Source organism: Ruminobacter amylophilus, from assembly GCF_900115655.1.
Lineage (GTDB): Bacteria > Pseudomonadota > Gammaproteobacteria > Enterobacterales > Succinivibrionaceae > Ruminobacter > Ruminobacter amylophilus.
Genome location: NZ_FOXF01000012.1, coordinates 15,823 through 30,933, shown reverse-complemented (window position 1 = coordinate 30,933; position 15,111 = coordinate 15,823). Strand labels below are relative to the sequence as shown.

Sequence of the window (15,111 nt, the reverse complement as noted above, 5' to 3'; positions counted from 1 at the left end):
AATCCTTCTTAACATTATTAAACTTAATTCTTCAACTCACATACGGCTAAACCACCTAACCCGTAAGTTGATTGGATACATTATACTTTTCAAAAAGACAAAATAAAACTGATTTAGATCACAAAACATTAATTTCTTATTAACTCATTGAACTTTTTAAAAAACTCTCATACATAATAAACTTCTGTTATCTGATATTTATTCAGTACAAAATTCTGTTTTTGGTTTAAAAAACAAAATTTTACAGAATTTTATACATATATCTATAAATGTTTATTTATCATTTTTTACACAAAAATAACTATTAAAAAAGTTCCAATAAATATTCGGTTTTGTGACTTATGGTGCATTATCAAGATTCAAAAACCTTGTCAAAATTGTAAATTGCCTGCAGCAATTCACGATATTCGGTTATTTTATTTCTGTAGACTTCAGTGGCATACGGAAAAATTTTCACATTCTCCGGCAAAGGCGCTCTGTTTTCTATAACCGCATCAAAAGTTTCCACAAGAACAAACCTGAGCCATTCATGAAATTCCATGGTATTCATATTAAAAGGAATATCCGTGGTAAAAGCCTCATCTTCCGGTCTTTCCACATCCCATAATCCGAGTTTTTCGAGTTCAAGTCTGATCTCTCTAAGTTTTTCAGATACCTGTTGATATTTATCCATATTTGCAAACCTGTAAGTTAAAGTCGTGAACCGTTAAAATGCTGATAACGGGAGTATCCGCCACTTCGCATTAAAAATCACCAGCCGTTGCAGTGAATGTCTGCATGCACTTTTAAACAGTGTCTTATTCAGTTTATTGGTTGTTTTAATCACTGTTTTACGATTGTACTCTATTTGAGAATAAACTTTTCAATTATATCCTCATCACATATAAAACAATTCGGGGATTGAAAGCGGAACCTGTCTGCCTTCAATCCCCGAAAACTCAGTTTTTTGTTATTCTGTCTTTACTTCATTAGAAAAAACCCCCTCCTGTATGCAATTTCCCCGAGAAGTGCATAGGCAAGTGCCGTCTTTTCAAGTTTTTCATTTACCATACCGTCGGAAACACTGCGATTTTCAAAATCATATTTGCAGAAAGAAACCTTCTCATCAGGCAGGACCATAACCAGCGTTCCGTCATCCTTTAAATAAGCAAAATTATTATAGAACTGTAAAATCGCCCTTCCGTCGAAACCAGATGGAAGATTTGTCAGATCATAACCGACGGTAGGCACTGTAGCTGAAATTCCCGCAAGAGAAAGGAGAGTCTTCGGCACATCAATCTGACTTACCACATGAAACTCGCTCTTATGTTCTATTCCACCGCCGAAAAACACTGCCGGAATATGGAAATGCTTCACTGGAATAAGCTCATTCCCCCATGCTCTTGAATCATGATCCGCAATAACAAGAAAAACGGTATCCTTAAAATAAGGACGGCTCTTCACTTCCTCGTAAAACTTTCCGAGAGCATAATCCGCATATCTCACTGCCGTTTCTCTGTTTCTCACTTTTCCTGCAAATGATTCAACGATGTCAAAAGGGTCGTGATTGGAGGAAGTAAACACCAGAGAATAAAACGGCTGTCCCTTACTGTTCATTTCATCAAAGTGCTCAAGAGCCTTATTAAACAGATCTTCGTCAGAAGCTCCCCAGGAGCCTACATACATCGGATTGGAAAAATCATTAAGATCTATCACCTGAGTGTAATCATTTCCAAGGAAGAATGCTCGCATATTATCAAAATGAGATTCTCCACCGTAGATAAAAGAACTGTGATAACCGTTTTTCTTCAGAACCGAAGCCACGTTGAAGAAATTTTTCTGAGCCTTTTCTCTTTTTACGGTTGAAGTATTCACTGTCGGAGTAAACCCTGCGGTAACTGCTTCAATTCCTCGAACAGAACGGGTTCCGGTTGAATACATATTGATAAATCCCCAGCCCTCACTGTAAATCTTATCAAGATTCGGAGTCAGATTACTTCCGTTGAGATAACCTACATACTCAGCCCCGAGACTTTCCTCAAGAATAATGACAATATTCTTTCTTGCCCCTTTCTCTGAAGCGACAAGGCTGTTAAGCGTCGGCTGTTTATCAGTGGCTACAGAGTAATCAAAACCGGTATCATCTCTGATAATGCTGATGATTTCATCTTCCTGAAGCATTTTGTAGGAAACAGATTTCTCTGCAAGCATGGATTTTACGGACGAAGCCAGAGAATAACCTGAATTGGCAACCAGAGCGTTTACAATCTGATTTGTGGAAAAACTTGCCTTGGCAAGGTTGAACGGTCTGTGATCAAATGATGAACGTGCTGCGACAAAGGTAAGACCGCCGACAAGAATAAATACCGCAAACACTGTGGATTTTACGGGAACTTTTACATATTCAATCTTTTTAAGACAGCGCAGCAGAAAGATGAACACGAATATCATCAGCAGATTCACGACAACGACAGCTGCCAAATGCCCCTTCAGCAGAAGACCGGTAACTTCCGAAGGATACAGAAGATATTCCAGAAAAATCCGGTTCGGTCTGCAAGCATACTCTTCCATAAAAGGAAGAGTACAGAGTTCCATAAAAATCACCAGTATCCCAAGCAGAAGAAGATAAAGCCTTTCCGCAATGAGAACAGGAATACCGACTGATTTGGGAGAAACACAGCGAATGAAAGCAAGAAGAACAGGCAGAGCCAGAATATACCCGAGCCCTGATATATCGACACGCATCCCGTTGAAAAACAGTCTTGGAACCTCAGCCATGTCTATGACATCATGATAAACAGCCACACCGAGAATTCTTATAAAAGCATAAAAAGCAAGGAGAGAAACAGCATATACCGCAAGATGCCCGTACGGCTTCAGATATGAAGCAACGTTACTAAAAGTCCGTTTCAATATTGACGACGTTTTCCTGTTATATAAGTTCTTATTGTCCAGCATATTTATTTATCAGTTCCCCGGGCTACCTTATCAAGGGAGCATTAATTATTATTTGTATAACCGCTTTGTCACGGATGCGGATAACAGCGGTTTAAATACAGAGTAAACAAGAAAAGTAGCGGTTGCAACATATTTATTGTACAAAAACAGCAAATCTGTTAAATATTTGTTTGCGTTACTAAAGTTTAACCGTTTCTGTTCTGACAGACACACAGTGTTCCTGAGCTCATCCACCGTGTTTCATCAGTTCAGACCGCTGCCGGCAAATCCATGTGTATTTTGACCTGTGATACCTCAATTTAGTTCATGAAATTCTGTTTTCGACAACATCCCGTCCGGAACAAAAAAAAGCCCCGAAAAAAAATCCGGGGCATCAGGTATTATTAAAATCCAATAATTCAGGAAAAAGTTCCGAAACAGGTGTTCTAGAACTGCATGAATTCATCAGATGAGTAAGGATCGAATTCAGGGTTGATTTCTCTTAAATCACGAAGAAGTCTTAACTTACGGGTGATACGTTCAATGTCACGCCAGCGGCTCTTCTTTTCCTTGCCTGCCTTACCCTTGGATGCCGGAGCGTTACTATCAACAGACTCAACTGAATTCATATCAGCGGTTACTACTTCACTAGGAATATTACTCATAATAGAACTCCTTTATGTTCCGGATTAGATTTAAGGATATAATGCCCCAGAGAAACTTTTTTAGCAATTATGTTGTTATGGATATGAAAACCTTTTCACACTTTTCAGTCAAATACGCTAAAAGCAGTATTTAAAATGTCTACAGCCGTCACAAATTGTATAAATCGACATTTCGTTATAAACTGTATAATTCTTTGATCGCGATTACAGTTTTAACCTATATACCTAGGGCTTTTACACCAAAAAGCAGCGTTCAGTAAAAACAAACATTCAAAATATTAATGTTTATTTTTATTATTGGTTAAAATTTCACCGTTTATGAAACAGACTTTCATTTTTGACAGGAATTCTAAGAAAAACATTCTTCAAAATAACCTTCGAGGATCACCACGGCTGACATTGAATCAACTTTTCCCTTGGACAGGCCTCGGTATCCATGCTGACCGAATATGTGTTCCCTCGCTGTTTTGGTAGAAAGACGTTCGTCCTTGAAAACAACCTGAAGATTGTATCTGGCGGCTGTTCTGTTACCGAATTTCTTGGCTTTGTATGTCACATCCTGATAGGTTCCGTCCATGTTAAGAGGGAGCCCTACTACAATTATATCAGGTTTCCACTCGGCAAAAAGACGATCAAGTTCTTCGGCATTAGGAATTCCGTCAACCGCCTTCAGTGCCGGCAGCATGCTGGCGGTTCCGGTCAGTTCGGTTCCTACGGCCACGCCGATACTTATCGTACCAAAATCAAATGCCAGTACCGTTCTTTCTCCTTTTGCTTTTTTCGCCATCTGAAAATCCTTAAATTATTCCCGGTTGTCCGTATGTCATGAAGAGTTTTTCGGCTTACGCCCGCGTTTTACTTTCTGCCCTTAGGAATAAAGGTAAAGCTTTTGGTAGCATCATTGAACCCGTTGATATTGGATGAACGTCTGTTCGGCCCGACCATTTTAAGGGGGATTACAGGGGAGTAGTTCTTGATTGACTCATAGCAGAATTTACCGACAAGATCATACAGCTTCTCAGGAGAAGCATTGGAAATCATAATGGTATTGAGCTTGTTGTTTTTTCTCCATCTGAGAAGTTCACCCAGTCTTATTCCCTGTGTTTCCGTAAGTTTTCTTTCAGCCACGGCCACTTCATCAATGATCAGAAGTCTGTTGGTCTGAAGCTGCTGACAGAATTCACTGTATTCCCTGTTGGAATCAAACCCGCTCAGAAGCTGCAGTTTATTGTTTATGGTATCCCACTGCATGAACATGAAATCAATCAGGTAGGTTCGCATGATTCTGTGGGCAATACTGCCGGCAAGCATTGACTTGCCCACACCGTAATCTCCGTAAATCCAGACAAGTGAACCTCCGGTATATACAACTCCGCTGTTCTGATCCTTGAATCCTTTTTCCTGGATTTCAAAGGTATCACACCATCTCTTGCAGTACTCGACGTTGGATCTGTACTCGGGACTGAAAGTCAAATCCATGTTTTCAAATTCCCAGGTAGAGCTGATTTCACAGTTTTTGGTCAGATAATCAATACGGTTTTTACGTTCCCTGTCCTGAAGCTCCTTGAGTTCCTTCATGGCATTATCGGCATACATCTTCTGAATGTCTTCATAGGAATTGATCTTTGAGCCGGTGGCACTTTCTATTTCCGCGGTAATCGCATGAAGCTTATCCTGATCTATTTTCTTTCCGCTCAGGGTATCGGACACCATTTCAAATATTTGGTCTATAAGTTGATCTTTTGCGCCAGCCATAACGTCATTCCTTCGACAGGGCAAACGGGAGAGAATCATCCGCTGTCCGTCAGTTTAAAACACATTTTCCACTAACAGTATACCACACGGGACAAAATAGTTATTTAACCGATTAATGTCTATTTTGACATAAACACAAAACCTGAAGACTGCAGACAAAAATCCTCCCGTAAATACTTAACAACCTACGGAAGGATACTGCAGTAAACCAGTTTACCTAAAACAGTCCTACGGAAAGAAAATTACTGTCTGTGATCATTCCAGTACTGCATGAATTCCGGGGTTTTTGACCAGTATTTGATTCCCCAGTTTTCAAAATTCCATTCATCCATGTAATTGTTGCATTCAAAATCGATGTAATAGATCTGGCCGTTACACACAACGAAATTTGTAGGAAAGTAATCGATATTGGTGTTGGCAGGATACAGAAGGCTGCACATTTCTCTTACCTGACTGATGTAATCTTCTGTCATCATATCCCGGCATACGAGATCATAGATGGTATCACCATCTATATATTCCTTGAGAATCCTTTCGTTTTTCACATCAACGTCAATCATCTTCGGAATTCGGATACCGATATCAGAAAGTCTTTTGTAATCATTGATTTCGGACTGGATTTTGTCCCCAAACTGATAATATGAACACGGTTCATGATGGATCTGCTTGAGAACATACTCCTTGCCGTCCTTTATGGCCAGATAAGAATAACCGCCTTTTCCCTTTCCAAGCAGTCTGACGATTTCATAACCGACATTGTTTACACTGATAATATCCATAACATTCTCCTCTGCATGAAACAGCTACTGAGCATTTTCCCAAAATCAGCAGTTCATGTCCATGCGCTGAACATGTCGCAGAAGTAATCGAAACAGTATTCCACGTAACGGTATTCCGACCTCATGAAACAAATTCTTCCGACCTGCTTAAGAAAATCAGCTAACAGAGCAGTACGCAAATTCCGTTAAATTGATATAATGAATCAATTGTCGGATACGGCTGACCTTTCCGACACGGTATTTATGCTGATGCACGGAAACTTAACTGAATACGATCATTAATACACACGGTGTCTGAAAAAGCACCGAAAGGCTCGGTTACGGATTCCGTCCGCATACCCAATCATCAATTAATTAAGAAGGACTATATGGCATCATTATCAGCTCTTGTAATCGCCAGAAACGAAAGTGCGAACATTGCCGAATGCATCAAATCAATGCAGGACATCGCTGACGAAATCATCGTACTGGACGGAGGCAGTACCGATGACACCGTAAAAATTGCGGAAGGTCTCGGGGCAAGAGTGGTACATCACCCTGAATGGGAAGGCTACGGCAAACAGAGACAGAAACTGCAGAACTACGCCACCTGTGACTGGTGTCTGTGGCTTGATGCCGATGAACGTCTTACGGACGAACTTCGTCATGAAATCAGGGAATTCATTAAAAAAGCCAGACAGAACGAAGTACTTAATATTTCCAGAGCAAATCACGTGTTCGGCGTAAGAATTCATCACTGCGGTTATTTCCCGGATCGTGTGTACCGCGTTCATTACCGTACCTATACAAAATACAATGACAGTCTGGTTCACGAAAAGCTGGATCTTCCTTCCGATGCCGTAACGGTGAATTCCAAAAACAGCATGATTCACTACACTTATGCCACCTATCAGAACCTGCTTTTCAAGCAGACAAAATATGCGGATGAATGGGCTAAAAACAGATACCAGAAAAAACATAAGGGATGCTGTTTTATCACACCTTTCGTCAAAGCCGCGTTTGCTTTTTTCAGAATGTATTTTCTGCAGCTGGGATTCCTTGACGGCAGAATGGGTTTTTTAATTTCAGCCTGTGCCAGCAGCTACACTTTCAATAAATATCTGTGTCTGTACCAGATTGCTCTGGAACACAGCAGAAAAAAATAAGTCTAACTGACAGAAAGACATGACTCAGCACGTCATGTCATGACACAAATTCAAACAAAAAATCCCCTTATGCCACGGCGGATAAAAATGATGACAAACTTTAACAGCAATACCAACAACATACAGACCAAACCAGAATTCAAATCAATCTGCCATGTTAACCTGGCAGCAGGGTTCCGTGGAGGAGAACGGCAGACTGTTATTCTTATCCGGACACTGCAGAAGGAATATCCGGAATTAACACAGTTTCTGGTCTGTCGGAAAAACGGCGAACTGCCGGAATACGTGAAGGATATTCCCAATCTGACGGTTATCCAGGTACGGAATGAACTGTTCGGACACGTAGTTCTCAATACAAGAGCTGAAATAATCCATGCCCATGAAGCCAAAGCCGTTCATTTTGCTGCAATACACCACGCCCTGTACAAAACTCCGTACATTATCACCAGACGTGTTCCTCAGCTGATAAAAAACAGTACCTTCAACAGATACGGATATGATCATGCGTCTTTCATATCCTCCGTATCCAACGCCATACGTTCCAGTGTAATAAAAAGCTTTGGCAGCGACCTTAATTTAAGTGGTAAACTGACGGTTATCCATGATGCGTTCACACCCGACCGGGGCAATCAGGAGGAAACTGACAGAATCAGAAAAAATCTTGGGCAAGGGCCTGTTTTCGGTCACATAGGAGCTTATGTGGACAGGCATAAGGGACAGAAGGTTTTTATTGAAGCCATCAGAAAACTTGTAAAAGATCTTCCGAATGCAGTATTTATATTTCTGGGAAGCGGACGTGACGAAACAGAACTGAAGGAACTGACAAAGGATCTTCCTCAGGTAAAATGGCTGGGCTTCAAAAACAACGTGGCAGATTACATAAATGCCATGGATTATTTCGTTTTTCCGTCAAGAAACGAAGGACTAGGATCCATTCTGCTGGACGTAATGTATAATCACGTTCCGGTTGTAGCCTCAGCAACTGACGGCATAACTGAAGTCATCATGCATGAACAGAACGGTCTGCTTTTTGAAAACGGCAACAGCGAGGATCTTTATCAGAAAATTACGGAACTGGTAAAGGATGACGATTTAAAAAACCGTATGAAAAAGAATGCCGACGAAATCATCAGTAAATACGCTCCGGAATTATATGCCCGGAAGCATGCCGCTCTCTACACAGACATTATCATGAAGGTTAATCAGGAAAAATGACAGACAACCAGAAAGACTCTCACAAGTCAACAGTTGAAAGATCAAAGGATGTATATCATTCCAAAGCCCAGAGCAACCCCAGAATAACTCTGGCCATGATGCACCCGCGCTACTGGCCTCAGTGGTTTGCTTCATGGATATTGAGACTTATCATTCTGTTGCCGTATCCGGTTTTCATGACCATTGGAAGACTTTTAGGATACATTGCCATGGCCATTCTGCCGAGACGCAGGCACATAAGCGAACAGAATTTCAAACTGGCTTTTCCCGACATGCCCGACGAGGAAATACACCGTCTGACCAAAGAACACTTTGCCAACTGCGGCATGGGCATTTTTGAAACCGGCATGGCATGGTACTGGCCTGAATGGCGTCTTAAAAGACTGGTGCACATAGATCCGGAAGAACTCAGAAAAGCCAGGGAGCTTGCCGAATCAGGAAAGGGAATCGTGGTACTCACCTGTCATTTCGTGACTCTTGAGCTTATGGCCAGAATCTACGGAACCAACATCAAGAAAGGTGTCGGAGTATACCGTCCCAATGACAATCCTGTTATCGAATACATGCAGGTAAAGGGGCGCACCAGATCAAATCTGTATCTTGTGGATCGCAAGGAACCGAGACCTATAGTGAAGGCTCTCATGAAAGGACTTCCTATATGGTACGCTCCCGATCAGGATTACGGTAAAAGACTTCCTCACGTCTTTGCTCCGTTCTTTGCGGTAAAGGATGCGGCAACAGTTACCGGTACGGCCGGATTTGCCAAAATCAGAAATACCGTGGTACAGCCTTCCTACAGTATCAGACTTCCAAAGTTTAAAGGTTACAGACTTGTGGTAAAGGACATCATCCGTGATTTTCCTACGGGTGATGACTATCAGGATGCCACCACCTGCAATCACGCGGTTGAGAGCATGATTATGGAGGCTCTGCCTCAGTATATGTGGCTGCACCGTCGTTTCAAAACCACTCCCGACGGTTCCGACAGATACCATAACCTGTAGTTTTATCTGCAGTTTAAGCACCGGCACCGGAAAAATATTTTCATTTTTCCGTGTCGGGATTCAATCAGACATAGAGTCAGCCGATATCGACCGGCCACAGATAAAAGGAATCAATAAGACATGTCTTTTCATAATCTAAAAAAAGCACTCATACACTCCAAAGATTCTTTAAGACACCTTATCAGCCGCTTGAGATATGACTTTGAGACATCAGAAGAGAAGCTGAACATAAAGGAGCTTAAACAGGCCGTCATCCACAGAGCCGACGGAAAACTCGGCGACGCAATCTGTTTCATGCCCTTCATCAGGGAACTCAAAAGATTTGCCCCGGACTGCCGAATCATCATTCTTTCCAATAAGAGTACCGCTGAAATCTATCAGTCTGCAGATTTCATTGATGAGGTTATTCTGTTTCCCAAAAAGCCGAAAAACAATGAAACCGATGCCTTTGCAGACAGGCTTAAGGGAACGGATCTGTACATTCATCTTTTTGATACTCTTAAGGGACGGCACTTACGACTCATCAGCCGCATGCATCCGAAATGGGTGGCAACGCTCGACAGATCGCTTAAGTGTGACAATCTGAAAATACATCAGTACACCGCCTGTATCGACGATTCCGGAAATTCAGATGAAAAATACTCAGACTGTCTCCACATGACCGATCTGCTGTTTAAAATTCTGGAAAACGGCGGCATTTCACCGGAGCTTATCAATCGCGGCTACTGCCGACTTTTTGCCGACAGGATTCCTGGACGGGGAGAAAAGTACGCGTTTCTGAAATCTCCGGCCGCCCCGGATAAAATAAATGACGTTACTGAAGAAAAGACTGTAATCTTCAATCCTTTCGGAGCCTCCTCATCAAGAAGATTCAGCGAAAGAATCATTACTGAAATAATAGACATGCTGCTGAAGCTGACCTCAGCCCATATTGTTCTCTGGACAGGTCCCGGTGACAGGGAATACGGAGAAAAAATCATTGGAAACATCTTTGCCGGGAACAGTCGTGTTTCCACCACCGGAGTTCTTTCTTCCGCATCGGAAATCATTATCGCCATGGCCTCATGTGACGCAATGATAGGAGTTGACACCGGAAGTGCACATGCCGCGGCATGCTTTGACATTCCGGAACTCACCTTCTACAGCAGCAACATGGTAAATTACAGCCGCTGGTACGCCAGGGCACCTGGAGCCGTTAACGTCATCCTTGATACCGGACATTTCGGGAATGCCGATGAAAACGCCGTATCCCAGGCTGTAAAAAGCTTTGTTCAGAAAATAAAACTTTAGACGGTTCAAATTCCTAAAACATGCCGAACAGAATAAACGGCCGGTTTCCTTACGGAAGCCAGCCGTTTAAACACACAGTTTTAAAGGTTATACAGTCCGGAGTTTCAGACTTCTTCCTTAAGCATAATCTTACGCCATAGTCTCTTCACGCCTTCACGCTGCTCGTCAAGCTTGTGTCCGTCATACACTCTGCTGATTCCCAGAAGTGAATGATGATGATACATGGCTCTGATGTCCAGGTAGGCATTGATAAGACATTTAGCCTCGTCTTCAGTTATAAATCCCAGTCTGGCGCATTCCTCAAAAATACGGACATTGTCAGACCACAGAACCAGATCCGGATTAGTCGGAGCATTGGCAAGAGTCAGATACTGCGCCATAAACTCGATATCAGTCATTCCGCCCTCGCCCTGCTTGGTATCGAAGGCTTCCTTAGGTCCCCTGATCAGACTGGCTCTCATCTTGCAGCGCATGCTGACTACTTCCTCTCGAAGCTTTTCCACATCACGAGGCTTGCGTAAAACACTGTTACGAATGTCATTGAACTTTTTCACAAGTCTGTCCGGTCCGAGTACCGCTCTGGCTCTGACCAGCGCCTGCAGCTCCCAGGTCCAAGCCTTGTTGTTAAGATAGGACTCATAACCGGAAATGGAGCAAATAAGCGGTCCTGCCTCTCCTTCCGGTCTCAGTCTGGCATCAACCTCATACAGCACTCCCGATGAAAGTCTGGTGCTGAACAGATGCATGAGACGCTGGGCAAAACGACCGTAAAACATACGGTCTGAGATAGGATGTTCCGGATGATCGGTTTCCTTTTCCAGATCACTGTCGCACAGGAATACCAGATCAAGATCCGAACCGTAGCTCAGCTCTATGCCCCCCATCTTGCCGTAGGCAACCACACAGATCCCCTTGTCTCCGTGCTTATGGGCATTATAAGGAAGACCGTATTTTGCCACCAGCTGATTCCAGGTAAGATTAACCACCTCGTTCAGAATGGCCTGAGCAAGATAAGTAAGATAATCACTCACCTTCATAAGCGGCAGCGCACCGACAAGATCCGCCGCACAGATACGCAGCAGCTGAATCTGCTTAAACTGTCTGAGACTCTCCATCTGATGTTCAAGATCAGAACTTTCCACGCGCATCAGAAATTCGTGCAGGTCATGTGAATAATCATCAGGGCTGGTCGGCTTGTACAGGCTGTTAGGCATCAGCAGTTCATCAAGAAGCACCGGATGTTCGGTAAGCTGTGCGGTAATCAGTTCACTGCCGGAGCACAGCTTCAGCAGCTGATCGCAGGCCTGAGGATTTTCCTGAAGGAGCTGCAGATACGTGGTACGCAGACTGATGGTCAGAATCAGCTTTGACACACGCTTGAATGTGGTTGCCGCTCCGTGCTTCATATTGGCAAAGCTGTTGAAAAGATAAGGCACCAGTCTGTTCAGAATCGCTCTGCCCTTCGGCCCCATCGGCTTGCTGGAGCATTCATCCTTAAAAAGCTTTATCTCGTCGGCCAGCAGATCAGGCTGACTGAGATCCTTGAACTGATTCATGACGATTTCTCTGATTTCGTCACGATTCAGATTAAGCAGCCACAGATCAGAAAATACCGGATCCTCTTCCACCGTTTCTGATTCAGGATCACTGATAAGCAGAGCGAACTCTTCATGAACCGTGGACATGATTCCGTCAATGTGTTCGCAGAAGGCCGCGAAGTTTTCAAACCCCATGGCCGCTGCCAGACGCTCCTGATTAAGTTCGCCCGAAGGAAGAGTCTGAGTCTGTTCATCATTGATTTCCTGCAGCACGTTTTCAGTCTGACGCAGAAACACGTAACACGGCATCAGACAGTTGTATACGTCTTCCGTGATACAGCTGTTATGCTTGAGATTTTCCAGCACGCGCATAAGATTTCGTTCCTGAAGGGAAACCATGCGGCCGCCTCTCATAAGCTGAAAAACCTGAGCAATGAATTCTATTTCCCTGATACCTCCGGCACCGAGCTTGAAATTGTCTCTCAGCTGGCGACGGCGGACTTCGGCTTCAATCATGGCCTTCATCTTGCGCAGGGACTCAATGGCTCCGAAATCAAGATACCTTCTGTAGACAAAAGGTCTGAGCATATTGTCAAGTTCAACGGATTCAGGAGTTTTCTCTCCGAGAACACGTCCCTTGACCATGGCATAGCGTTCCCATGATCTGCCGTGTTTGAGATAGTAATCCTCCAGTGCGGCAAAAGAGCTTACGAGAGGACCGCTGTCACCGAACGGACGCAGACGCATGTCCACTCTGTAGACGATGCCGTCTGCAGTCTGCTGATCCAGTATCTGAATGAGCTGCTGACCGAGTCTGGTGAAAAACACCTGATTGTCCAGAGATCGTCTTGCCCCCTGAGTCTCTCCGCGATGCGGATAGCAGAAAATAAGATCAATGTCTGAGGAGAAATTAAGCTCACGTCCGCCAAGCTTTCCCATGCCGATAACCAGCATTTTCTGCTGTTCACCGTCTGCTGAATACGGAGTGCCGAAAGCCTGACAGCATCTTTTATAAAGGTAGTCCAGAGTTTTTACGATTATCTTTTCGGCCAGTTCACTAAGGTGCCTGAACTCCTCCTGAAGATCGGAAAGATGATTCAGCTGTCTGTGGGCGATTACCGCCAGCTTTTCATTTCTGAAGAGACGCAGCTTCTTTTTCAGGGTATTGTCATCATAGACGGATGACAGCATTTCATCCAGCTCCTGACCGTAACGCTCAACCCTGTCGTTCATGCCGAATTCACCTGAATCTATAAGTCTGCACAGAACATCAGGTCTCTGTGAAAAGAAACGTCCGGCAAAATCACTCAGACAGAAGGTCTGATACAGTTCATCCTTTATGGTCTCGATTCTGGCAAACTGTTCATCGGAAGCTTTTTCCCTGAGCACCGAAAAATATCTGTCAGCCTCTTTTTTCATCATTTCACTGTATTTCATACTGACTCCTCCTCAAGCCCCGCAAAATTGATTTCAAGCAGCACTCTGATGAAATCCGCGCCGGTAAGAAGTCTGTCGAGAGCCCATGCTCTCTTTACAAAGATTCTTTCGGAGCTTTCATTCGACGGCTCACAGACATCAAGTTCCGGATTATGCCTTATGAATCCGGCAAGAAGCGACTGCATCGGTGCGTACCTGCCGGAATAAACGAAATCCGCGTCATTGCCGGTGTCGATGACTTTTCTTAAGGCAAGCATAATTATCCCCATGGTCTTTTCAGCGCATTCAGATGTTCTTCCGGCATCTCCGAGATAGAGAATGCTTGCCGAACGGCTCAGGACACTCATAAGCCCTGCCAGGTTCTTTTCAGTCTGTTCTGAAGATGAGTGACCGGCTCCCCCGGAAATACCGGTGTCATCCACGGCAGGCGGATCCAGACGGGAGATTCCGGCATAGATGGCGGCCCTGTGCATCTTGCTGAGGCTTTCTGGTCTGAAAACCGCCAGTCCGGCTCCGTAAACGGATTCAATAAGACCCTCGGCAAATTCCCTTAATGCGCGTGCACTGCCCTTTTTCAGTTCGAGCTCGACTTCCTGTCCCGACACACGTCCTTCGTCAGCGGTTTTATAGCTGACCCGGTCGTAGCTTATCTCTATCTCCGTTCTCCTGTATGAAACAAGCCATATATGACGTCTGCAGTTCTGAGCCATGTTTTCAAAAACAGCCTTCTGCAGTGCTTCGACGTCGAGCCCGGTAAAAATATGTTCCGGGAAAATTTTCAGGTCGGGAACCTCCGGTTTTTCAACAAGAGGAATGTTATACTCGGGATGAACGTGAATGCCGCCCTGACTCATGCGGCGGGTTTTGATCGTTGCCTCGATGTCACTGCCGGTTTTACGGACTCTGAGTGCTATTCCCACTTTGTATAGGGCCAGATCCGCAGTGTCATAGTAACTGTTTTCCAGATCGAGATCGCAGGAGCTTATAACCGTAGCTTCGGAATCATTCAGAAGTCTGTTCATACCCGCAATAAATGACTGACCGTCCACGCCGCTTTCAGCATACGGAGTCTGAATTTTTTCCTTCGGACCGTTACCGTCCGCTGCCATATACGGCTGAACCATAAGCTTTATTTCAATTTCATTACTCAAAACCGTCTTCCTCTTATGTGTCAATCTGTATGAACCTGAGATGAACAGACCTTTACGTATAATCAAGCCGTTGTCCCGGCTCCTCAATAAGCTAAAGATTTTAGCACAGTTGGGCTTTTTCCTTTACGAAATCACATCACAAAATCCGGGAACATTCCTGAAAAAACTCCCGTTTTCCACCACGTATGAATACCTGACATCCTTAAGCCCCAGGAT

12 protein-coding genes are annotated in these 15,111 nt (G+C 43.8%); 4 read left to right on the top strand and 8 right to left on the bottom strand.

Translation table 11 applies throughout. From position 1 onward, the window contains the following. Nucleotides 1-352: 352 nt before the first annotated feature. From BMY80_RS04830 to BMY80_RS04805, 6 genes are all read right to left on the bottom strand, one after another. Nucleotides 353-673, bottom strand: a complete 321-nt coding sequence (locus BMY80_RS04830) for a YqcC family protein (RefSeq protein WP_031578602.1) — start codon at nt 671-673, stop codon at nt 353-355. A gap of 287 nt (nt 674-960) precedes the next feature. After that, entirely contained in the window at nt 961-2,892 is a 1,932-nt protein-coding gene (locus tag BMY80_RS04825) for an LTA synthase family protein (protein WP_177178492.1), read from the bottom strand. Nucleotides 2,893-3,362: 470 nt separating this feature from the next. Next, the gene (locus BMY80_RS04820; RefSeq protein ID WP_031578600.1) at nt 3,363-3,581 is read right to left on the bottom strand and encodes a DUF3545 family protein; all 219 of its coding nucleotides are present in this window, start codon (nt 3,579-3,581) and stop codon (nt 3,363-3,365) included. 349 nt (nt 3,582-3,930) lie between these two features. Then, nucleotides 3,931-4,368, bottom strand: coding sequence for a Holliday junction resolvase RuvX (gene ruvX / locus BMY80_RS04815; RefSeq protein ID WP_031578599.1), 438 nt, complete (start codon nt 4,366-4,368; stop codon nt 3,931-3,933). A gap of 68 nt (nt 4,369-4,436) precedes the next feature. Continuing rightward, a complete protein-coding gene (locus tag BMY80_RS04810; RefSeq protein ID WP_051621748.1) occupies nt 4,437-5,336 on the bottom strand; it encodes a P-loop NTPase family protein in 900 nt (299 codons plus the stop codon). A 242-nt stretch (nt 5,337-5,578) separates the two neighbouring features. Beyond that, nucleotides 5,579-6,115 carry a BUD32 family EKC/KEOPS complex subunit gene (locus tag BMY80_RS04805; RefSeq protein ID WP_031578597.1) on the bottom strand — a complete coding sequence of 179 codons (537 nt, stop codon included), beginning with the start codon at nt 6,113-6,115 and terminating at the stop codon, nt 5,579-5,581. A 368-nt stretch (nt 6,116-6,483) separates the two neighbouring features. Between BMY80_RS04805 and BMY80_RS04800 the strand changes: the two genes are divergently transcribed. The 4 genes from BMY80_RS04800 (at nt 6,484) to BMY80_RS04785 (ending at nt 10,769) form a co-directional block, all read left to right on the top strand. Beyond that, nucleotides 6,484-7,260, top strand: coding sequence for a glycosyltransferase family 2 protein (locus BMY80_RS04800; protein WP_093141431.1), 777 nt, complete (start codon nt 6,484-6,486; stop codon nt 7,258-7,260). Nucleotides 7,261-7,347: 87 nt separating this feature from the next. Continuing rightward, nucleotides 7,348-8,475: a glycosyltransferase family 4 protein gene (locus tag BMY80_RS04795; protein WP_245730044.1), complete on the top strand. Its 1,128-nt coding sequence runs from the start codon at nt 7,348-7,350 to the stop codon at nt 8,473-8,475. Further along, complete coding sequence (lpxL, locus tag BMY80_RS04790) at nt 8,472-9,479, top strand: LpxL/LpxP family Kdo(2)-lipid IV(A) lauroyl/palmitoleoyl acyltransferase (protein ID WP_232218274.1); 1,008 nt, start codon at nt 8,472-8,474, stop codon at nt 9,477-9,479. Before BMY80_RS04795 ends, lpxL begins: the two co-directional genes overlap by 4 nt. Nucleotides 9,480-9,599: 120 nt before the next feature. Then, nucleotides 9,600-10,769 carry a glycosyltransferase family 9 protein gene (locus tag BMY80_RS04785; RefSeq protein ID WP_031578593.1) on the top strand — a complete coding sequence of 390 codons (1,170 nt, stop codon included), beginning with the start codon at nt 9,600-9,602 and terminating at the stop codon, nt 10,767-10,769. Nucleotides 10,770-10,873: 104 nt separating this feature from the next. Here the strand turns inward: BMY80_RS04785 and glnE are convergent, their stop codons facing one another. Together glnE and BMY80_RS04775 are read right to left on the bottom strand one after the other, a co-directional pair. After that, nucleotides 10,874-13,744 (bottom strand): bifunctional [glutamate--ammonia ligase]-adenylyl-L-tyrosine phosphorylase/[glutamate--ammonia-ligase] adenylyltransferase, encoded by a 2,871-nt coding sequence (gene glnE, locus BMY80_RS04780; RefSeq protein WP_245730043.1) that lies wholly within the window; start codon nt 13,742-13,744, stop codon nt 10,874-10,876. Continuing rightward, nucleotides 13,741-14,895 carry a CYTH domain-containing protein gene (locus BMY80_RS04775; RefSeq protein ID WP_093141425.1) on the bottom strand — a complete coding sequence of 385 codons (1,155 nt, stop codon included), beginning with the start codon at nt 14,893-14,895 and terminating at the stop codon, nt 13,741-13,743. The genes glnE and BMY80_RS04775 overlap by 4 nt, the downstream gene beginning before the upstream one ends. Between the last annotated feature and the right edge of the window lie 216 nt (nt 14,896-15,111).